This window comes from Treponema brennaborense DSM 12168, from assembly GCF_000212415.1.
Classification (GTDB): domain Bacteria; phylum Spirochaetota; class Spirochaetia; order Treponematales; family Treponemataceae; genus Treponema_F; species Treponema_F brennaborense.
On the sequence record NC_015500.1, the window covers coordinates 243,198 to 263,751 of the forward strand.

At 51.5% G+C, this 20,554-nt stretch carries 17 protein-coding genes; 6 read left to right on the forward strand and 11 right to left on the reverse strand.

What is annotated here, in order from left to right; genetic code table 11:
* The first annotated feature begins 171 nt into the window (after window positions 1-171).
* Window positions 172-2,085: an immunoglobulin-like domain-containing protein gene (locus tag TREBR_RS01070; protein ID WP_013757389.1), complete on the forward strand. Its 1,914-nt coding sequence runs from the start codon at window positions 172-174 to the stop codon at window positions 2,083-2,085.
* A 99-nt stretch (window positions 2,086-2,184) separates the two neighbouring features.
* Here TREBR_RS01070 and TREBR_RS01075 read toward each other — a convergent pair whose 3' ends face one another.
* Window positions 2,185-5,046 (reverse strand): M16 family metallopeptidase, encoded by a 2,862-nt coding sequence (locus TREBR_RS01075; protein ID WP_013757390.1) that lies wholly within the window; start codon window positions 5,044-5,046, stop codon window positions 2,185-2,187.
* 165 nt (window positions 5,047-5,211) lie between these two features.
* On the opposite strand from TREBR_RS01075, the gene TREBR_RS01080 reads away from it, so the two are divergent.
* A complete protein-coding gene (locus TREBR_RS01080; RefSeq protein WP_013757391.1) occupies window positions 5,212-5,721 on the forward strand; it encodes a flavin reductase family protein in 510 nt (169 codons plus the stop codon).
* A 65-nt stretch (window positions 5,722-5,786) separates the two neighbouring features.
* A complete protein-coding gene (locus TREBR_RS01085; protein ID WP_013757392.1) occupies window positions 5,787-7,529 on the forward strand; it encodes an ABC transporter ATP-binding protein in 1,743 nt (580 codons plus the stop codon).
* Between the two features lie 302 nt (window positions 7,530-7,831).
* Here the strand turns inward: TREBR_RS01085 and ettA are convergent, their stop codons facing one another.
* From ettA to TREBR_RS01110, 5 genes are all read right to left on the reverse strand, one after another.
* Complete coding sequence (ettA, locus tag TREBR_RS01090; RefSeq protein WP_013757393.1) at window positions 7,832-9,592, reverse strand: energy-dependent translational throttle protein EttA; 1,761 nt, start codon at window positions 9,590-9,592, stop codon at window positions 7,832-7,834.
* A 159-nt stretch (window positions 9,593-9,751) separates the two neighbouring features.
* Window positions 9,752-10,174, reverse strand: a complete 423-nt coding sequence (locus TREBR_RS01095; RefSeq protein ID WP_013757394.1) for a hypothetical protein — start codon at window positions 10,172-10,174, stop codon at window positions 9,752-9,754.
* Between the two features lie 97 nt (window positions 10,175-10,271).
* Entirely contained in the window at window positions 10,272-10,778 is a 507-nt protein-coding gene (locus TREBR_RS01100; protein WP_013757395.1) for a DUF2147 domain-containing protein, read from the reverse strand.
* Between the two features lie 19 nt (window positions 10,779-10,797).
* Window positions 10,798-12,975 (reverse strand): methyl-accepting chemotaxis protein, encoded by a 2,178-nt coding sequence (locus tag TREBR_RS01105; RefSeq protein WP_013757396.1) that lies wholly within the window; start codon window positions 12,973-12,975, stop codon window positions 10,798-10,800.
* A 164-nt stretch (window positions 12,976-13,139) separates the two neighbouring features.
* The gene (locus tag TREBR_RS01110; protein WP_013757397.1) at window positions 13,140-13,901 is read right to left on the reverse strand and encodes a DUF3298 and DUF4163 domain-containing protein; all 762 of its coding nucleotides are present in this window, start codon (window positions 13,899-13,901) and stop codon (window positions 13,140-13,142) included.
* A 192-nt stretch (window positions 13,902-14,093) separates the two neighbouring features.
* On the opposite strand from TREBR_RS01110, the gene TREBR_RS01115 reads away from it, so the two are divergent.
* Both TREBR_RS01115 and TREBR_RS01120 read left to right on the forward strand, forming a co-directional pair.
* The gene (locus TREBR_RS01115; protein ID WP_013757398.1) at window positions 14,094-14,324 is read left to right on the forward strand and encodes a NifU family protein; all 231 of its coding nucleotides are present in this window, start codon (window positions 14,094-14,096) and stop codon (window positions 14,322-14,324) included.
* A gap of 32 nt (window positions 14,325-14,356) precedes the next feature.
* Window positions 14,357-14,908 carry an FKBP-type peptidyl-prolyl cis-trans isomerase gene (locus TREBR_RS01120; RefSeq protein WP_013757399.1) on the forward strand — a complete coding sequence of 184 codons (552 nt, stop codon included), beginning with the start codon at window positions 14,357-14,359 and terminating at the stop codon, window positions 14,906-14,908.
* 17 nt (window positions 14,909-14,925) lie between these two features.
* On the opposite strand, the gene TREBR_RS13375 is transcribed toward TREBR_RS01120, so the two are convergent.
* Window positions 14,926-15,540: a shikimate kinase gene (locus TREBR_RS13375; RefSeq protein ID WP_013757400.1), complete on the reverse strand. Its 615-nt coding sequence runs from the start codon at window positions 15,538-15,540 to the stop codon at window positions 14,926-14,928.
* Between the two features lie 65 nt (window positions 15,541-15,605).
* Here TREBR_RS13375 and TREBR_RS01130 point away from each other — a divergent pair, with 65 nt between their 5' ends.
* Entirely contained in the window at window positions 15,606-16,244 is a 639-nt protein-coding gene (locus TREBR_RS01130) for a PrsW family glutamic-type intramembrane protease (RefSeq protein ID WP_169310618.1), read from the forward strand.
* Here TREBR_RS01130 and TREBR_RS01135 read toward each other — a convergent pair.
* The 4 genes from TREBR_RS01135 to TREBR_RS01150 form a co-directional block, all read right to left on the reverse strand.
* A complete protein-coding gene (locus TREBR_RS01135) occupies window positions 16,168-18,591 on the reverse strand; it encodes a sensor domain-containing diguanylate cyclase (RefSeq protein WP_013757402.1) in 2,424 nt (807 codons plus the stop codon). The genes TREBR_RS01130 and TREBR_RS01135 overlap by 77 nt on opposite strands.
* A gap of 76 nt (window positions 18,592-18,667) precedes the next feature.
* Window positions 18,668-19,315 carry an ABC-2 transporter permease gene (locus TREBR_RS01140; RefSeq protein ID WP_013757403.1) on the reverse strand — a complete coding sequence of 216 codons (648 nt, stop codon included), beginning with the start codon at window positions 19,313-19,315 and terminating at the stop codon, window positions 18,668-18,670.
* Between the two features lie 81 nt (window positions 19,316-19,396).
* A complete protein-coding gene (locus TREBR_RS01145; RefSeq protein ID WP_013757404.1) occupies window positions 19,397-20,248 on the reverse strand; it encodes an ABC transporter ATP-binding protein in 852 nt (283 codons plus the stop codon).
* Window positions 20,235-20,486 (reverse strand): AbrB/MazE/SpoVT family DNA-binding domain-containing protein, encoded by a 252-nt coding sequence (locus tag TREBR_RS01150; RefSeq protein WP_013757405.1) that lies wholly within the window; start codon window positions 20,484-20,486, stop codon window positions 20,235-20,237. Before TREBR_RS01150 ends, TREBR_RS01145 begins: the two co-directional genes overlap by 14 nt.
* Window positions 20,487-20,554 lie beyond the last annotated feature (68 nt).

Here is a 20,554-nt window from a genome sequence, read left to right on the forward strand (position 1 = left end):
ATAAAACGGCGGGCGCGTCTTCTGCGCCTGCTGCGGGAGAAAGAGCGGATGAAACGTTTCATCCGCTCTTTTTTTGTTTAAACCGTTGCGTTTTGGATTTAATGGTGAAAGTTGATATTTTATTTTTTTTTATTATAATAATTATTATAAACACGTTTTAGGAGATTCAAGATGAAACGACCTATTTTTAGGATGTTTTACGGTGCTTTTCTTGCGATTTGTACCGTATTTCTTTTTACCTCCTGCTCCGGTACGGAATCTGCTCCGGTTAATACCGATGCGGAGGCTGTTTCTGCAGCGAAAGACGCGCTTGCGATTACGTACGCGGCCGGCGATTCCGCCGCGGCGGTAACGAAGAATTTGACGCTGCCCGTTTTCGGTGCGAACGGCGTCGCAATTGCGTGGACGTCGTCGTCTGCTTTCGTTACGGATTCCGGTGAGGTAAAGCGTCCTGGCGACGTCAGTGAAGCGGTAACGATGACGGCAACCTTAACGAAAGGTTCCTCACGCGATACGAAAGTTTTCCCGCTTACGCTATACGGTGAAAATCAGGAAAAAGTTGATGCAGTAAAGGAAAAGCTTTCGATAAAACTGTTGATACTGAATTCAGAAAATAACATCACGCTGCCGCAATCTTTGGACGGTTATGATGATGTTGAAATTTCATGGACAAGCAGTGATACCGGTATCATCGGCGCTCCGAACGCAGAAACGGCTTCCGTTTCGATTCCTCAGGAAACGGTCGCCGTTACCGTTACGGCGACAATCAAGCCGAAGGCAAACGATGCGAAAGCCGAAACTTCAAAAGAATTCTCGATTAAGGTTTACGCGGCCAATGACAATCCCTCTGCGGATGATTGTATTGCTGCTGCAATGGATTCACTCGCGATTACGTATGCGGACGGCGATTCCGCCGCGTCGGTGAAGAAGAATCTGACGTTGCCCGGTTCCGGTGGCAACGATGTTGCCGTTTCTTGGGCAGTGGAATCGGGAAAGGAAAGCTGGTGTACGCCGGACGGTAAAATCACGCGTGATTTGACGGATATTCCGGTACGGCTGACGGCAACGTTGAGCAAATCGGATGGTACGCCGTTAATGAAAACCTTTGATATTATTGTCAGCCCAATCACCGAATTTCAAATTGCCAATACAAAATTCAGTTTTAATGGGAACGAACTGGTACAGATTCAGTATGGTCATGATTTTCTTAATCAGTTTGGCGGTGCCAAGTATGCGTATACCATCGACGCGGCGAATAAAAAATTGACCGTAACCCAAACAGCTCACTATAGCTACGATTATTTCGCTGCTACCGGTGAATGGATCACAAGATCTGATTTTATTCGCAAACAAACTGAGGGTATAACGGCTTTTGTGGATAGGGCTATAACGCTCACCGGTAAAAATCCCGTAACTCACGCCGACGTCGTTGCCCTTTTTCGTGCAGAAATGGAAATTGCCGGTCGAACGGATCTTTCGGATGAGAAGGTAAAATCATATATAATTTCTCATTGTGGATCGTCGAGTTACTTTTCCGTACCATTTCCTTGTGCGAATGTGAAAGAATTTGACGCTTTGCCGACTGACAAGCTGAAATCGACTGTAGAGAAATATTTAGCGCTGAGGCTTTCTCTGTTTGAACATCAATCTGAGATTACGATGACAAACTGGCAAGAAATCAAATCGCAGATAGGTTCTATAGTACGGAAAGCCGAAAAAATGAAGTTTAAAGATGCGGTATTTACTTATAAAATCGAATGTGACGAACAGGGATCGGTTGCCGATTTTCATACGGAAACAGACTATGACAACTCGAAAAAATGGTATGAACAGTATGGAATATACCAAAACGAAGCATCTTATGCTTTAGAATGCTACGGCAGACAAACGGGCTTGTTCTCCATTCCCGGTAATACTGAATATAGTGTAATATTTAACAGCGAGATTTCCTCATTTACGTATGAAAAAGATAACACCAATTTTTCATGGTCGATTACTGTGAACGCCGACAAAACTATAACGATAACCAATCTCACCACACCGTCGGAATCCCATGTGCTAACTTTTAAAGGTGGATCCCTGTAAAAGTGTTATAAAAACAGCGGGCGCGTTTTCTGCGCCCGCTGCGGTGTGAAAGAGCGGGTGAAACGTCCGTTTCATCCGCTCTTCTTTTGTTTAAAGCCGTCAGATTTCCGGTTCAAGGAATACGGTTACGTAATTGTCCGTATGCAGATACGTGTTCGCAAGATCGCGCATCGTCTGCGGCGTTACGAGAGTCGGAATGGTTTCCGTGTCGGAAACGGCGACCGGGTTCGTTCCCTCGATGACCGCTTGGGTAACGGACGATATCCAGTAGCCGTTCGTTTTGAGCGCCGTTTCTTTGGTTCTGCGGTACGTTTCTTTCAGCTTGGTCATGTACGATTCGTCGGTAAGCTGCGTTTGAAGCCGGGCGATTTCGGCAATGACGTCGTCTGCCAGTTCCTGCTCCCGTCCCGGTTCGCATCCGAACGAAATCTGCATTTCATACGCGCGCTCCGGATACGTATAAAACGAACCGTTTACGCTGACGCCGTAGGTGCCGCTCTTGTCTTCGCGGATCGATTCCCGCAGACGGATGTCAAGCAGCGAGCGCAGCATTTCAAACAGTTCCGTTTCGATGCGGCTCGTTTCCGCATCGGCGGCGGGAAGTCTGCCGCCGAACGCGATAAACACGCTGCTTTGTTTTTCAAGTCCTTTTCTGACTGTCGCCGCCGGTTTTCCCGCAGGGAATTCCGGTTCCGTAAAGACGGCCTGTTCCGGCGTCCGGTTTTCGCCGGCGCGTACGGGAGCAGCCGGCAGCGTCGCGATATACGTTTCGGCAAGTGAAACCAGCTCGTCCTCGTTAAAATCGCCGACGAATATGAACGTAAAGTCGGCGGCGTCGGCAAACCGTTCGCGGTATATGCGTTCGGCGGTTTCCCGGTTGAGCCTCGCCGCAAATTCCGGCGTCAGTGCGGATTTTCGCAGGCTGCCGCCGTACAGTATTTCCGTAATCTTATCCTGAAAAACGGTTTGCGGCTGCGCGGAACGGCTTGAAGCAATCAGGTTCGCCGTGGTGGTCAGATTGTTCCATCCGGTGTCCGTAAAATACGGTTCTGTAAAATACGAGCGCACGAGCTGCATGAGCGTCTCGAGATCGGTTGCCGCCGCGCTGCCGGACAAACCTTCGGTGTAACTGCCGATGTACGGAGACACGGAAACCTGTTTGCCGGCGAGCTTTTTCTGAAGATCCGTCGCGGAAAATCCGTTCAGGCCGGACATCGCAAGATAGTCGGTTGCAAGCAGCGCGGACGGTACGTCCGCCTCCGCCGCGACGGAAGCGCCGCCTCGGCTCACTGCCGAAAAAAGCACTTCGTTCGTTTTGAAATCGGTTTTCAGCGTGAGTACGTGCGCGCCGTTTGAAAGCGTACGGCGTACGATATTCGTTCCGGGAACCGTTTCCGTTGCGATAACGCTGCCCACGGCGGCGGGGAGTGAAGTCAGCGGCCGGTCGATATCGTTTTCACCGTAGGGTGTCAGCGGTTCTTCGCTTTTATGGGTGAGCCAGATGTTCAATATTTCCTCATCGGAAGGAACGTCCTGCGCCGCGTCGGGAACGGCTGCAATAAACAGCGTGCCGCGGTTCGTAAATCCGTCGCGGATGGCGCCGTCGACTTCCGCCGCGGTGATCGACGGTATGAACCGCTTCATCAGTTCGTAATCGGTGTCTGCCGAAACGACCGGCTGACCGGTCAGCGCATGATTGACCAGCGCAGCCGCGACGTTCGCCGATTCGACGTTGTTCCGGTTCAGCCAATCCTGTTCCGCGGCGGAAAGACTTTCGCGTTTTACGCGGTCGAGTTCGCTTTCGGTTATACCGAACTGCGTGATCCGGTCGAGCTCGTCGAGCAGCGCCGTCAGTGCTTGCGTGAACAATCCTTCTTTGGGAACGAGTGCGAGTGCGTTGAACGCCGAGCTGCGCGTCATTTCCGTTGAGAACGCAGCGGCGTCGAACCAGAGCGGATTGTCCGAATATGTCAGTTCGGCAAGACGTGCGTTAAATATGGCAAACGCCGTCTGATATACGAGATTTTGGCGAAACTGCGCTTCCGTTTCGATTTTGAGAGCCGGCATCTGTTCCAGTATCTGGATAAGCGTGTACGGCTGTTCCGGGTCGCGGATAACGAGTACCGCTTCCTCTTTTTGGGCTTTTACGTCGTATTCGGGGCGCTGCACTTTCTTTTGTGAGGCGGGAACGGATGCCATTGCCGAAACGATTGCCTGTTCCATGACCGCAGGATCGATATCGCCTACCAAAACGACCGACATCAGTTCGGGCCGGTACCATTTTTCGTAAAAATCGACGACCCGCTCGCGCGATACGTTTTTGATAACTTCCATGTCGCCGATGGGAAGGCGTTCGGCGTAGCGGGAATCCTTGAGCAGAAACGGAATCTGTTTGTCGGAAAGCCGTCCGCTCAAACCGCGCCGCAGCCGCCATTCTTCGGTAACGACGCCGCGTTCCTTATCTAATTCGACCGGGTCGAACAGCAGGCCGCAGGCCCAGTCGCGCAGAACGGTCATGCCCTGCGCAAGCATTTCCGGATTGTCGGCGGGAACTTCGATCATGTACACCGTTTCGTCGAACGAAGTATATGCGTTTACTTCCGGGCCGAACGCCATTCCGATCGATTCAAAATAATTGATCAGCTCGTTTTCGGCAAAATGTTCCGAGCCGTTGAACGCCATGTGTTCAACCAAATGGGCGACGCCTTTTTGATCGTCTTCTTCCATATTCGATCCGGCGTTGACCGCCAGACGCAGCATGATCCTGTTTTCCGGTTTGGCGTTGCGTTTAACGTAATAACTCATTCCGTTTTCAAGCGTACCGCTCAAAACGGCGGCATCCTGTTCCAGCGGCTGTGAAAGTTCCGGTTTCGTACCGGAAACGCAGCCGGCCAATATAAACCCGGCCGCAAGGCAAATGACTGCGCGGTACAGCGCAGCTTGCAGACTTTTCGTTTTCATGATAACTCCTGCTATAAAAGTAGTGCAATACGCCGTTTGTTACAAGCGGCTGAAGAATACGCGAATTCGCGGTTGTAATCAGGTGCTTCACGCGCTGCGGCAACGGTCCGTAGCGTACGGAAATTACGGCTTGACATTTGCGGTCGTTTCACCCAGAATTTACGTATGAACACATTCAAATCAATTTCCCCGTATGAAATGACGGTGAATCCGTTTACGATGATCGGCAAGGATTGGCTGCTGATCACTGCGGAAAAAGACGGCAAGGCGAACACGATGACCGCTTCCTGGGGCGGCGTCGGCATTCTGTGGAATAAACCGGTTGCGTACGTATTTATCCGGCCGCAGCGCTATACGAAAGAATTTGTCGATTCAAACGCGCGCCTGTCGCTTTCCGTGCCGGGCGGGGCTTTCCGCAAGCAGCTCAATTATTTGGGAAAAGTTTCCGGCCGCGACGAACCCAAAATCGAAAATGCCGGATTGACGCTCCGCACCGAAGACGGCGTGCCGTTTTTTGACGAAGCGCAGACGGTGCTGCTGTGCCGAAAAATGTATAAACAGGATCTGGACGGGCGGTGCTTTATCGACGCGGCTATTTCTCCGGCAATGTACGCGGAGAAGGATTTTCACACGATGTACGTGTGTGAAATCGAAAAGGTGCTGATTCGCGCATAAATGCGCATAAATACGCGTAAACGCTTTGCTTGCAGGCGGCGGCGCTTTCGGATACAATAGGCGGCATGAAAACTTCGTCGGTACGCAATGTAAAACGCTTTTTTTCGTATTATCGGCCGCATTGGAAACTTTTCGCCGCCGATATGGTGTGCGCGGCGTTCATTGCGGGGGTAGATCTTGTGTTTCCCGTATTGACGCGATTTACCGTTAATCAATTGCTGCCGGATCGGCTGTACGCGTTTTTTTTCACACTGATCGCGGTCATGGCCGGTTTATATGCGGTGCAGACGGCCGCGTCGTATTTCGTTGCGTATTTCGGGCATCTGTTCGGTACGTACGTTGAAACCGACATGCGGCGCGACGTGTTCGCCCATATCGAAAAGCAGTCGTTTTCGTTTTTCGACAATCACCGGACCGGACATCTGATGTCGCGCGTAACGTACGATCTGTTTGAAGTAACCGAGCTTGCGCATCACGGGCCGGAAGACGTGTTTATCTCCGCGGCGACCCTGATCGGTTCGTTCTGCATCATGCTGACGATCCGGTGGGAACTCGCGCTGGTTATTTTTACCGTACTGCCGGTGCTGATTTTTTACACGGCGCGCACCAGAGGCAAACTCAACGCGTCGTCCCGCGCGGTAAAAGAAAAAACGGCCGAAATCAACGCGTCGATCGAGTCCAGCATTTCCGGCGCGCGCGTTACCAAAGTGTTTACGAACGAACCGTATGAAAACGAACGGTTCGCGCGCAGCAACGGCGCTTTTCTGTGTGCAAAGCGGACGTTTTATCGCGCGATGGCGGGATTTCATTGTAAAGTCGATTTCGCCACGCACATTCTGAACGTCGTCGTACTGGCGTTCGGCGGTTTTCTGATTATGAAAGGACGCATGAATTTGGCGGATCTGATAGCCGCGAATCTGTTCGTAGCCGCGTTTTTGCAGCCCATCCGGCGGCTGACGAATTTCGTGGAACAGTTTACGACCGGAATGGCGGGCTTTACCCGATTCGTTGAACTTATGGACACGCACACCGAAACGCCCGAAAAGCCGGGCGCGAAGCCGCTTGCACCGGTACGCGGCGACATCGACTATGAAAACGTGTCCTTTTCCTACAACAACAACGTGGCGGTGCTGAGCGCCGTCAATTTTAACGTAAAAGCCGCTCAGAAAATCGCGCTCGTCGGGCCGTCGGGCGGCGGCAAAACGACGCTTTGCCACCTGCTGCCGCGTTTTTACGAAATAAGCGGCGGTTCGATCCGTATCGACGGCGTCGATATCCGCGACGTTACGATTGAATCGCTTCGGCGGCAGATAGGGCTGGTGCAGCAGGACGTGTTCCTGTTCGCAGGCACTATCCGCGACAATATCGCGTACGGAAAAGTGGGCGCTTCGGACGCCGAGGTTGCGGAGGCCGCCCGTCGTGCCGAAATACACGAAGATATTCTGAAAATGCCCAACGGATACGACACCGTCGTCGGCGAACGCGGCATCAAACTTTCGGGCGGACAAAAGCAGCGGATTTCGATAGCGCGCATTTTCCTTAAAAATCCGCCGATTCTGATTTTGGACGAAGCGACTTCGGCGCTCGATTCGGCTACCGAAGTCAAAATTCAGCGGGCGTTCGACGAATTGGCCAAAGGCCGCACGACGCTCGTGATTGCGCACCGGCTTTCGACTATCCGCAACGCGGACGCTATCATCGTCGTTACCGACGAAGGCATTGCGCAGTCGGGAACGCACGAAACGCTGATGGCGTCGGGCGGCTTGTATCGGGATTTGTATACGGCACAGTTTGCGGACGTGTGCTGAGCCGTAAGTGCGTTAGCGATTGCAGGGGCGCCGCAGGCGTAGCGCGCAAGCGCTATGGAGCGCGAAGACGCGGAACCCCGAAAAGCGCGGATGCAAAAGCCGGCGGGAGCCGGGTTTTGCATAACGCCCGAAACTGAATCCACCGGCATATGCTAACGGCGGCCTGCCTGCGGCAACGGGCGGTCGGTCTGCACTAACGGCAACGGGCGGTCGGCCTGCGGTAACGGTAACGGGCGGTCGGCCTGCGGCAACGGGCGGGCGGTCTGCACTAACGGTAACGGGCGGCCGGTAAAACCCGCCGCTTACCGCTCCATTTTGCGGTATACGGTTTTGTGAGGCCGGTCTGCGTCGGCGCCGAACTGTTTGCGCCGCCATTCGGCGTAATCGCTCCAGTTGCCCTCGAACCACATGACTTCGCTGTTGTTTTCAAACGCCAGAATATGCGTGCAGGTTCGGTCAAGGAACCACCGGTCGTGGCTGACGATGAGCGCGCAGCCGGCAAAGTCTTCTATGGCTTCTTCAAGTGCGCGGATTGTGGTAACGTCGAGGTCGTTCGTCGGTTCGTCCAAAAGCAGCACGTTCGCGCCCTGCTTGAGCATCATTGCCAAGTTGAGCCGGTTGCGTTCGCCGCCGGAAAGGACGCCGACTTTTTTCTGCTGGTCGGCGCCGGCAAAATTGAACCAGGAACAATACGCGCGCGAATTTACTTCGCGAATCGCGCCGTTGACGGGACGGCCTTTTTCGTCTACCGCGCCGAGCTTGATAATGTCGAGTCCGTCTGAAAGCTGCTCCCAGACGGTTTTATTCGGATCAAGCAGACTGCGCATCTGATCGACGTACACGAGCTTGACCGTTTCACCCACGCGGATGGAACCCGCGTCGGGTTTTTCGCCGCCGGCGGTTCCGTCGAGCCGTTCAACCGTTTGCCCCGCGGCGTCCGCAATCAATTTGAACAGCGTCGTTTTACCCGCGCCGTTGGGACCGACGATGCCGACGACCGCTCCTGCGGGAACGGTAAAATTGAGGTTTTCAAACAGCAGCCGATCTCCGAATCCTTTGGTCAGGTCGCGCGCTTCTATTACGACACCGCCGAGGCGCGGGCCTGCGGGAATGGATATTTTGGTATCCTTAACCTGTGCTTTTCCGTCCTGCGCGAGCAGCTGTTCGTATTTGGTAATGTGTTCTTTATGCTTGGCTTGGCGGCCTTTCGCGCTCATGTGTATCCATTCAAGCTCGCGTTCCAGCGCTTTTCGCCGTTCACTTTCGCCTTTTTCTTCCTGAGCCAGCCGTTTTTCTTTCTGCTCAAGCCAGCTTGAGTAATTTCCCTTGAACGGAAAGCCTTCGCCGCGGTCGAGTTCCAGTATCCAGCCGGCGACGTTGTCCAAAAAGTAGCGGTCGTGCGTAATGGCGATAACCGTTCCCTCGTATTGCTGTAAATGCCGTTCAAGCCAGGCGACCGTTTCCGCGTCCAAATGGTTCGTCGGTTCGTCGAGCAGCAGAATGTCGGGTTTCCGCAGCAAAAGCCGGCACAACGCAACGCGTCGGCGCTCGCCTCCGGAAAGTACGTCCGTTTTCTGATCCGCCGGCGGACAGCGCAGCGCGTCCATCGCCAGTTCGAGCCGTGAATCCAGATTCCAGGCGTCCATCGCGTCGAGTTTTTCCTGAACGGCCGCCTGCTTTTCGCACAGTTTTTCGATATCCGCGTCGCTTTCGCCGAACGCTTCGTTTATCGCGTCGAATTCGGCAAGCAAATCGATCACGTCTTTGACGCCCTCTTCGACGATTTCGCGCACCGTTTTGCCGCTTTCAAGTTCCGGTTCCTGCTCAAGATACCCGATCGAATAGCCGGGGGACACCGCCGTCTCGCCGGTAAAATCGGTGTCGACTCCCGCAAGAATCTTGAACAGGCTCGACTTACCCGAACCGTTCGCGCCGATGACGCCGATTTTGGCGCCGTAATAATATGAAATGCTTATATCTTTAAGAACTGTTTTTGTGCCGTACGCCCGCGACACGCGGTCCATGGAATAAATGATTTTCTTGTCGTCTGTTGTGGTTGCCATATCGGCTAGTATATAGAAAAGAACGGAAATATACAATGTGTGCGGGAGGAGCCCCTCCCCCGGTTCAAGCGAATCCGGCGCGGCGCGCCGGTTCCGCTTTTCCCTTCCCACCCTGCGGGGGAACGTTCCGACGCTCAGCCCCCGCAACGCCCCCGGTTTTTATCCGGCGGTGGCGGCCGTAAGCAGCTTATACGGCTTGTAGTCCTGCGCGCCGCACAACGCGACGGTTGCAGGGTTCATGCACAGTTTGAACAGCGCCTGGGCAGCTTGTTCTGCCGTTTCAAACGGAAACTCGAATCGGGTGTTTCCGTTGTCCGGCGCGCCGCCGAGTGCAAGCAGTTCCGCGTGCAGTTCTTTCGGCATCGTTTTCAGATGGCATACGGCGAATTTCATACCGGATTTTTTTTCGGCAATTTCAAAGGCAGTCAGCGTGTACGGATTGTGCAGCTTGAGCCGGATGTTTACGGAATGGGGCAGTTTTTCACTGCATATTTTAACCCGTCCCGGTTTGAACAGCACGTCAAGTTTCGATCGGCTTAAAACGGTTTCGAGCATGGTCCGCATTTCGGATATATCAGTCATACGCTGAGTATATCCGAATCGCGGACGGCTTGCAACACACACAGCGCTGTGTGTGTCGTTCAGCACTGTGTGTACCGCTCAGCACTGTGTATGCCGCTCAGCGCAGCGCTTCGGCTTCTTCTTTGGTTGCGCGCGTCCAGAATTGACTGCGTCCGATGCCTAATCCGATTTCTCCGCGCATTTCAAGCATATCGGTTTTATATTTTTTGCCGTCGGCCTTGCGGAACGTGATCTTGCATTTGTATTTTTTGCCGTCGTTCGGATCTACGATACTGCCCTTTGCCCAGATGCCTTCCGCCTGTTTTTCCAAATCGTAAATCCACGCCGTACCGACGGTAGTCATTTCAGCCAACTCGCCCGGTATCGGAAATCCTTCGTACGGACCGCGTCCCTTGCAGCCGAACGCTTTTACGTCCTGCGGAAACCCCGCGACCGACGTAATCATGCCGAACAGTTTTCCGTTTTCAACGTAGATTTTCCAACCGGCGGTCGCCTGATCGGTTTTTTCATCGACGCTTATCCAGTATCCTTCTACCGGATCCTGCGCTGATACGGCGCAGACGCACAGCATAACCGTTGCCAACAATACCGCAATTCTTTTCATACAAACTCCTTTAATAATTTTATTGGGACAGCGTTTCCGTCAGTTCCGCAATAACTTCCAAATTTTCTTCAGATACGGATTGAATCTGCTGCAGATTGTTTTTCAGTTTTTCGTTGCATTTTTGTTGTTCCCGTGAAGCAATCAGAATTGCGTCGGTTATCGTTTCAAGCAGCAGCAGCGATTGACGCAGATCCTCTCCGCAGCCTTTCTGATTCGCCGTCTGATCGGAAATCGTGTGAACGGTTTCAACCAGTGCGCTCATCGTCTCGCTGATACGGTTGTTCTGCGCAAGCTGATTTTCAAGGACGCGGTAAATTTCTTCCATGCCGGATTCCGTATTCGTATTTTCGGTGATGATGTCTTGCAGACGGGAAGAAACGAGAGATTCCTGCTTTTGGATGTTGCCGATTTTTTCAACCATTGTGGACAATATTTCGTTGATTTTGGCTGCGCTTTCACCGGACTGATTCGCCAGTGATCTGATTTCAGCGGCAACTACGCCGAATCCTTTTCCCGCCGCACCTGACCGGGCGGCTTCAATCGCCGCATTAATCGATAAAATATTCGTCTGCTCGGAAATGCCGCTGATCGTGTGTACGATTTCGTAAATGTTTTTTGAATAATTCGCCAGATCGTCTACAAATCGTGATGAATCGGCAACATCCTTGTCAGCGGCGGTGCACGCGTCGGTCAGCTTTCTGATGGTCAGCGCCGATTTTTTTACCAATTCGTCGGTTTTTTTGATTCCCGCAGACAAATTGTTGACGTCGGAAACGGTAACGGTAACCAGCGATTCGTGTTTTTCTACCATAGACGACATACTGCCGATCGCGTCGAAAATCTGATCGACGTTTCCTTTATTCGATTGTACCTGTTCGTACTGCATTTCGATATTTGAATTGATCTGTGCAAGACTTGTCAGATATTGTTCGGCAAGCAGACTGACCGACTCTATACTTTCACCGAGCGTCTTACTCGCTTTGTCGGCTTTGTCGGAGGCTCCGCGGATATGTTCGATAATCGCGTTTTGGCGGTCGCTTTGGGCTTCAAGCTCTTCGGCGAACAGAATGCATTTCCGGTTCGTGTCGGCGACTTCTTGGGAAATACTGTAAAATGTTCCCAGAATCAGCCCCATGAATCCGATTCCCTGCAACAGGACGAACGGCGTGTAGTCGAATACGAAATAGTACATATCGTATGCGGAAAACGCTATCGCCGCAACCAACCCGACGCCGATGCCGAGGTTTCTGATACCGTTCGTTTTGAGCGATTTAAAAAAGCCGACCGTGCCGAACGAAATGGCCGTTACCGGATACAGCAGCATAACCGAATGCCATGCGTCGAGTCCGGCGGTACTGCGCTGCAGATAGTAGCCTGCAATGAAGACTATTCCGACGGCGTTTATGGCAATTCGGAACGGTTTGGACGTTTTTATCCCGAAAAACCTCCTGAAAAACCGTATGACGAACAGCATGGACGCCGGAAAGCACGAATATAAGAACGCTTTCATGAGTACGTAGCTTCCGGGAAAATCATACACCGTAACGTTCAGCAAATAAATGGAAAACAGAAACGCTGCCAGCGCCAAATGCAAAAATTCTTTCTTACTGCGATAATTGATAAACATGAAAAACGAATATACTGCGACGAACAGCAGCATTACGCAGGCAAACCGCGGCAGCTGAATATCCAAAAATCCAAACAGCTGCATTGATTTTTCATAATCGTCCGCGTTCACAAAATCGAGCATTCTGATTTTATACGTTCCGGTATCGTTCCATATTTCCAGCCGGATAGTGTTCTGCGGCTGCAATACGGACGCCGGAATCAGCACGCCGCGCGTGATATACGGCTGAAAGAAAAAATCCGGTCCGGTTCTGCCGATCGAATCGATGCGGATATCGTTGACGTATACGGTGTACGCCATGAGGTTTTTATATAAAATCAGACCGATTCCGTCTTTCGGTACGTCTGAAAGGAAGAACGTTCCGGACAGTGTAACGGCGTCGTCAGCCGATTCCGGTTTTCCGGTTCGGACGGTAAGCGGATACGTTTCGACTTGTACGCTTTGAATCGAATTTCCGGTTGCCGACCAGTTTTCAATGCGGACGGATTCGGTTTCACGGGCAGACGGCAGTGCGGCGGCCGTAACGGCTGCGGCGGTCAGTACGGCGCATAACAACAATTTTTTTTTCACAAACTTTTCCCTCTTATGGAAAAGTATAACACATTTTTTATTTTTTTCTGTTTTTTGCGGTCTTTTGCAGGATCTTTCCCCGAAAAGTTGCGGAACCGCTCAGATAAATCTCCGTACGGTTCCGCAGCGGTCAGTACGATACGCCGTGCAGTGCGTCGTACGGATTATAGCCGTGGAATTGAAACGGTCTGTACGCCGTACGAACCCGCCGCGACTTGGTATTTGTTGAAATAAATCGTCAGTTCGGTATCGGACACGGTGAATACCCGATAATTTTCCGGTACGGGCGCCGTTCCTTCGGCGATCATCTGAGCGGTGTACGGATCGGCGGCAACCGACCCATCGGAAGAAACCGGTCCATCGGCGGATTTAAAACGTTCGGTCAGCTGTGTCCGGCAGATTTCCGCAAGTCGGTCGAGCGTGGCGGGTGCAACAAAATCGGCAAGTACGTCCGTAAGCGCGGCTTCCGTATCGGTACGGACGTTCCAGGTAAAGGAGGCAAGCTGTACGAAACCGTTCGCGCCGCCGGTATAACTGTACGATTCAAGCAGACAGCTGATATAATCGGCGTCATTTTCGGCGAGTTTCCAGGTTTGGTTGAACGTGCAAAACGGCATTTCGATTTCTTTCAGCTGGTCGGGCGCGGCGGTTTCGAGCCGGGCGGCGGTGTTTTCCCGGGCGTCGCGGCTGAACTCGGTGAACCAGTCGTCGCCCGTTTGCAGTATGCGCCGATTTAACGCCTCCCGGCCGTCGAATACGGGAAGTTCCGTTTCGGCAAGGTATATATCCGTTTCCGCCTTATTGCGGATAACGGAAACTCCTTTCTGCGGATCTTTCGCGGACGCGCAGGAAGCCGATACTGATAACAGCAATCCGCACAGAATTGCCGTTTCGGCCGTTTTACGTAATATGGTTGCAGTTTTCATAACGTAACTATATCGCGTCGTATGATTATAGGCAAGGATATTTGAATCATACAAATATCCGTAACGTTCGGAACGCGTGCTATTTACACAAAATTGACTTCCGTGTATCTTGTATGTATCTTTATAGTACGGAATGCGGCTGATTTATTCCGTGCGGTGTAAGAACATGAAACAATTTTGAGAGGAGCTTTTATGACGCTTGAAGATAAAGTAAAAGACGCGCTTGATAAAATCCGGCCGCAGCTGCAGGCTGACGGCGGCGACTTGGAGTTTGTCAGCATGGAAGCGGGCGGTAAGGTTTTCGTAAAATTGACCGGCGCGTGCGGTAATTGTCCGATGGCTACGATGACGCTCAAACAGGGTGTCGAACGTTTTTTGAAAGATACTATTCCGGAAGTAACTGAAGTCCTTCAGACTTTCTGATGTTTGCGGATAGACTTTTTATAGGAGTTTGAATGACGATAGCGAAAGACAAAGTGGTATCTATTGAATACACACTGAAAGATTCGGAAGGCGAGATTCTCGATTCGTCCGAAGGTATGGGACCGCTCGATTATATTCACGGTCACCAAAATCTGATTCCTGGTCTTGAACGGGAACTCGACGGCAAAAAAGCCGGCGACGAATTGTCCGTTACCGTGGAAGCTGCCGACGGATACGGTGAATACAATCAGGAACTCGTCGTAGAAGTTCCCAAATCGCAGTTTGAAGACGGCGTTACGATTGAAGAAGGTATGCAGTTTGAAGCATCAAGTCCCGACGGAAATCGCGTCGTTACGGTTATCGAAGTTACCGATGAAAAAGTAACGATTGACGCCAATCATCCGCTCGCCGGCGAAAAACTGTTTTTTACGGTAAAAATCACCGGCGTTCGCGACGCGACGGAAGAAGAACTCGCGCACGGTCTGCATGAAGAATGCGGCTGCGGCTGCGGCGGTGATTGCGACGACGGCTGCGACGACGATTGCTGCGGCGGACACGATCACTGCGGCTGCGGCTGTCACTGATTTTCGGAACGCCGTATTCAGGCGGACGGGGGCGAAACGGCTCCCGCCGTCCGCAGTGCGGCGGCCAGATTTTTTGCGTTCACGTCTTTGGACACCGCCTCCGGCGTCCAAGTTAGGTCGGCGATTTTACCGTATAGCGCCGTCCGTTCCTTATAAAATTCACTGAAACAGTTTCGTACGTCCTGCTCCGTCGCGGGATTTTTGCACGCGATATAGGCGGGCAGATTTCGCATGGTACCGTTCTCAAAGACGATTTCCGCCGCGATCCGGTCTGCGGCGAGCCGTTCGCCGATATCGAGAAAAACGAATATGCCGAACGTGTGTAAAATATCGAGCGCGCCCGTATTGCCGCAGATGCCGCCGCCGGTTGCGATGACGGCGGAAACCGTTTCCGCATATTTGTATTGTGCGGCGGAAAGTGTTTCCGCAAGAAACCGGCACGCGGCGGTTTCCGAAAAGGCGAACGCCTCGGCGCCGTTTTCCGTGTAGATTTCACGGGCGCTTCTGCCGGTCAGTTCGCGGATAACTGCGTCCGTGTCGTAAAACGGGCAGTTCAGCTCCTGTGCCAAGAGTCTGCCGAGTGCGGATTTTCCGCAGTGCTTTATACCGGTTAAAACGATCGCTTTATTCATTCCCCGATTATAACTTGCCGCCGGAACTGTTGCAACAGGCAAATTTTTCGGATATGCTGTACGGTATGAATTTATATGTGTCGCTCTTGCTCTGCTTCGTTCCGTTGATTGCATTTTTTATCATTTTCTGCGCGGCCGTTCCCGGATTCAAAATGCGGTACGGAATTTGGGCGGCGCTGCTCGGTTTGCTGTCCGTGATTCCGATTGCGTTCGTGCAGTTTTTCGTGCTGAGCCTGCCGGTGTTCACTGCGAACACGCTCGCCGCCGTATTGATCACCGCGCTGATCTTTAACGGATTGATAGAAGAAAGTATCAAGATGCTCTGCATGCTGTTTCTTCCGGCAAAAAAAACGCCGTTTTCGGTTTTTTTTACGATGGCACTGTTGTGCGGCCTTTCGCTCGGCTGTTTTGAAGCCGTTATTTATCTTATCGCCGGTTATCACCAGATCGGGCTGCGGCTCGTAACGGCGGTTATTATTCACATGCTGTGCGCGGGACTTTCCGGCGTGTACGTCTGGTCGTTCCGCAAAAAACGGACCCGGACGCTGCCGTTCGTGTACGCGGCGGCGCTGCACGGAATTTATAATTTTTTTGCGGGATTCAGCGGCGGATATCGATGGTTTGCGGTTATCGCGATTTTATTCGCCGCAGTCGAGTGCCGAATTTGGTATACGAAAACGCTTTCAGCCCAAAACGGTACATAAAAGCGGCACCGTTACATTTTATAGAGCGGAATGACGGGGGGGGGGGGTACTCGAAGCTGTAAACGGCAGCTTGATTTTTACCCTTACGTTTCGCGTCGTAAAGAGCGCTGTCTGCGCAGGAATACAATTGTACAAACGTTTCACCGTTTTCCGGTGCGAACGCGATGCCGATGCTTGCCGAAATAAGGTGTTCGGGGATTCCGTCGAACGTAAGCGACCAAAGCCGGCTGCAGATTCTTTCCATAAGCTGTTCGATCGATTTTTTGGACGGCAGTTCCCTGATAAAGCCGATAAATTCATCTCCGCCGAGTCTGCCGATAAGATCGTATTTTCTTGAAAAAGCGTTCAATTCGTCCGCGACGGCGATGAGCACGTCGTCTCCGGTCTGATGACCGTATTCGTCGTTGATATTTTTGAAATTGTCCAAATCCAGAATGAAAAGTGCGCACAATTCCCGCTGTTCGTCTATATGCGACAAAACGTTTTCTATCTTCATTTCAAGCGTCGCACGATTGTACAGTTTCGTAAGCGGATCGCGTTCCGCTTCAAATTTGAGCCGTTGTTCCTTGCGCGTCTGCGAATCGATATTTTTGGTATAGACGAAAACGAGTAAATCTTCGGTTACGGGATCTTCCACCAGATTGATGATACTCGCGTACCAATTTCCGCGGAATATGTATTTTTCCTGTATCTGCGAAGTTCCGTTCCGATATAGCGTGATCAGCGTATCCGGTTCGATCAGGTGCTGCATGGTCGTCCGTTTTTCTTCAGGTGATATGTCTTTGCAGGCGTCTTCGATTATTTTTTTCGTATAAGGGGTGTCGGTGAGCGGCGGAATCGTGAAAACGGCTTTTCCGTTGCTGATGACCGACAGTATCGTTTTTCGGGAAAGGTTGACCGACCAGCAGGTTTCATATTCGGCAAGCATCGTGTTCCTGAACTGTTCTTCCTGTGCGTAGCGGATTGCAGTCTGTTTTATTTCCGTAATGTCTTTTACGGTACCGATGATTGCTGTCGGCTTGTCTTTTTCATTCGTGATGGCCGACAGCGTGAGCCGGTACCACGCAGCGGGGCTTAACTCGTCGCCGTCGGTTATGTCGCAAAAAACGGGTTTGCCGGTTTGCCGTACGGTATGAAACACTTCGCAGAACTGTTTTTTTTGTTTTACGGGAATATCGTTGTCCGCATCAAGAGCGGCGGAAGACTTCGTGTGCAGGGCGGGCAATAATCTGATACTCGGCTGTGTCGTGTGCAGAACGGAAAAACGGTCTTCCGCGACGTCGTATTCAAAGATGGAAATTTGAGTTTGCGATACGGCCATGTTGAGAATCTGCGCCGATTTCTGTGCCGTGAACAAAGATGCTTTCAGAAACGCTTTGCTTCGATGATAGCGGTACGCAATAAGGAACGCGATGATCATAAACGCTGAGATCAGCTGAATCGCCAGGATGATGCTTTTGTGCTGCAGCCGCGCCGCATATATACCGACGGTGTTTTCGGGAATCGCGGTCAGAATGTACCAATCGTTGATACCGATGGGCGCGTACGCACACGTTTTCATTTTGCCGGTACCGGTTTTAATATGCAGAATGCCTTTTTTATTGTCCGCCATACCGATGCGCAGTTCGGTTATTTGATCCTGCGGATAGTGTATGCCTTCCAAATACGTAAAAAACGATTTTGAAAACAGTTTTTTCTGCGGCATTCCGCTTGAAGCGATGTTGATGCCGTCTTTAGTCATGATGTTGATCGTTCCCTGCTGATTGAAAACGGAAAACTGCAGCAGTTTGCTGATCGTTTCGGCTAAAAAAATTCCGTATATACAGCCGTTGACCGTGTTGCCGTCCGTGATCGGTGCGTAAACGTAGCAAACCTGTTCTCCCGTGGCGGGATCTTTGAGAAACGTACTGACGGATGTTTTACCCGGTTCCAACTTCGAGAAAAAATATTCCGATACGCTGCCGCTGGCTACGAATTGATTTTTAATGTTGTAGATGTTGCGGTCCGTATCGAGTACGTAAATATAATCGAAATCACTGTTTTCTTTGAGCAGCTGCAGGTATGTCTGTTTATTCCGGATGTCGGCAACGCAGTGAAGCAGCTGCGAAGCGTACGCTATCTGCCGCACGCTGTTTTTGAATTTGATATTGATAATATCGATTTCCTGCTGGGTGATTTTTTCAAGATATTCGTCTATAAGACGGGACGTGCTGTTGTATGCAGCACTGATGTAATCGAATATTCCGAGAAAGATGATAAACCCTGATATGCAGATACCGGCGGCGAATATTTGCCACGTTTTCTGATAAGGCAATAAGAGCCGGTCTTTATGTTTTTTTAGTTTCATCCGATGACCTTGACAGTATGATAACATAGTTCACTTGAAATGGCAATAAATTGTTATAGTAGTATGTTGAACATATTCAAATATCCTGCCCGTCGAATTCGGCGGCGGATTTTTTATAAGCCGCCGCGGTCAGCAAACCGTACAAAATACAGGAACCTGCCAAGACCGCAGTTTTGACGGATGCGTACAGCGGATCCGGCGTGTCGAGCCGGTCCCTGACGAACGGCACGGTATGCGTGCAGACTTCCAGTACGGCGCTCATCAAAAAAAATACGCTTGTCGCCGCGACGAACGACGTACCGACTTTCGCAACGTTTTTATAATAACGGGTAAAAAATATCAGATTGAAAATACCGTATAATAGGAAGGCTTCCGCCAATAATACGATGTTCGCGTCCATGCCGACGAGGTTGCCCGCCGGATTCGTTTTTCGGCTTAAAATCATGCACGGAACAACCAGCAGTATTTGGAGCAGCTGCAGCGTAACGGCAAACGCGAACCGCCCCGTTACGATATCCTTTTTGGCGATCGGCAGCGTCAGCGAATACGCAACGTCGTTGTTTTCGCGGCCGAGCAGACAGGTAAAAAATACGGCGAGCGTCGTGTAGAAAAAAACGACGGCGTACGGATAGTTCGGTACGAGCACCAGGGCAGATAAAATTAAACTGACGGGCGCGGTCGGATGCATGGAAAGCAGTATTTCCTTTTTGAGCAGTTTCAGCATGATAGTCTCCTGTTAAAAAGTCGGCGCGCCCTTTTCTGCCGTAAAACGCAGCTTCCGGCGGCGCAGGGTAACCGGGCCGGTTCAGGGCGCGGGTTGTTTTTCCAGATGAATCATAACGGATTCCAGATCCGCCGCGGCGGCGGTGATGCCGGGAATTTCCGGCGCGCCGGTGCGTATCAGCGCGGTGTATCCGGTTTTGCTGCGGCTTATACCGATCAAATGTTCCTTTTGGGCGGCAGTCAGCCGGATATCGGGCTCGGCAAACGAAACCGTTTTATACATACCGACGAAGGCCCGCAGCTCCGATTCGGCCAGAATACGGCCGTTTTTTATATAAATGATGTTGTCCGCACATTTATCCAAGTCCGAAGTTATGTGCGTGGAAAATAATACGGATTTTCCCTCGTCGCAGAGATCCATGAAAATGTCGAGCAATTCGTCGCGTGACACCGGGTCGAGGCCGCTCGTCGGTTCGTCCAAAACGAACAATTCCGCGTTGTGTGAAAGCGCGAGCGTGAGCGCATATTTTATTTTCATTCCGGCTGAAAGCTGCGACGGCGTTTTATTTTCGTCGAGGTTGAACGCGCGCATATATTCGGCGTACGCCGTTTCATCCCAGCCGCGGTAAAACGATCGGGTTACCGCCGTAATATGTTTGATTTTTTTCTTGGGATAGTACGTCATGCCGCTTGAAACGAAACCGACTTTCTGCTTTATGTCGAGTTCGTGTTCCGAAACGTTTTTGCCGAAAAAGGTGATCGTTCCCGCGTCGGGATGCACGAAATGCAGCAGTGAATTGAGCGTCGTTGATTTTCCGGCACCGTTGCGGCCGATGAAGCCGGTGATTTTCCCTTTTTCAAGGGAAAACGATACGTCGCTCAGCGCGAATCCCGGATACGATTTGCACAGGCCGGTTACTTCAAGTACGTTCACGATCGGCGTCCTCCTCCAATGCGGCGCTGCCGGAGCTGCCGAATATGGTTTCCGTCAGTTTTGCAAACATCGCTTTCGGCGGAATGGCGATACCCTGTTTTTCATCTCCGAGCAAAAGCAGCGTGTCTCCCGGCTTGATGCCGAAAATTTCCCGCGCTTCTTTGGGGATAACGAATTGCCCTTTTTCTCCCACTTTGACGATCCAGGCGTGTTTCCCGGGCGGCGGTGTGTTGTTCATACGGCGTTCCTTTTATTTAGGTGTGAAAAGTATGATTTGTATGACAAATATGCGCGCGGATCCGGAAA

Coding starts and splice junctions, on each gene's coding strand:
- TREBR_RS01070 (WP_013757389.1), top strand. CDS start 172: ATGAAACGACCTATTTTTAGGATGTTTTACGGTGCTTTTCTTGCGATT.
- TREBR_RS01075 (WP_013757390.1), bottom strand. CDS start 5,046: ATGAAAACGAAAAGTCTGCAAGCTGCGCTGTACCGCGCAGTCATTTGC.
- TREBR_RS01080 (WP_013757391.1), top strand. CDS start 5,212: ATGAACACATTCAAATCAATTTCCCCGTATGAAATGACGGTGAATCCG.
- TREBR_RS01085 (WP_013757392.1), top strand. CDS start 5,787: ATGAAAACTTCGTCGGTACGCAATGTAAAACGCTTTTTTTCGTATTAT.
- ettA (WP_013757393.1), bottom strand. CDS start 9,592: ATGGCAACCACAACAGACGACAAGAAAATCATTTATTCCATGGACCGC.
- TREBR_RS01095 (WP_013757394.1), bottom strand. CDS start 10,174: ATGACTGATATATCCGAAATGCGGACCATGCTCGAAACCGTTTTAAGC.
- TREBR_RS01100 (WP_013757395.1), bottom strand. CDS start 10,778: ATGAAAAGAATTGCGGTATTGTTGGCAACGGTTATGCTGTGCGTCTGC.
- TREBR_RS01110 (WP_013757397.1), bottom strand. CDS start 13,901: ATGAAAACTGCAACCATATTACGTAAAACGGCCGAAACGGCAATTCTG.
- TREBR_RS01115 (WP_013757398.1), top strand. CDS start 14,094: ATGACGCTTGAAGATAAAGTAAAAGACGCGCTTGATAAAATCCGGCCG.
- TREBR_RS01120 (WP_013757399.1), top strand. CDS start 14,357: ATGACGATAGCGAAAGACAAAGTGGTATCTATTGAATACACACTGAAA.
- TREBR_RS13375 (WP_013757400.1), bottom strand. CDS start 15,540: ATGAATAAAGCGATCGTTTTAACCGGTATAAAGCACTGCGGAAAATCC.
- TREBR_RS01130 (WP_169310618.1), top strand. CDS start 15,606: ATGAATTTATATGTGTCGCTCTTGCTCTGCTTCGTTCCGTTGATTGCA.
- TREBR_RS01135 (WP_013757402.1), bottom strand. CDS start 18,591: ATGAAACTAAAAAAACATAAAGACCGGCTCTTATTGCCTTATCAGAAA.
- TREBR_RS01140 (WP_013757403.1), bottom strand. CDS start 19,315: ATGCTGAAACTGCTCAAAAAGGAAATACTGCTTTCCATGCATCCGACC.
- TREBR_RS01150 (WP_013757405.1), bottom strand. CDS start 20,486: ATGAACAACACACCGCCGCCCGGGAAACACGCCTGGATCGTCAAAGTG.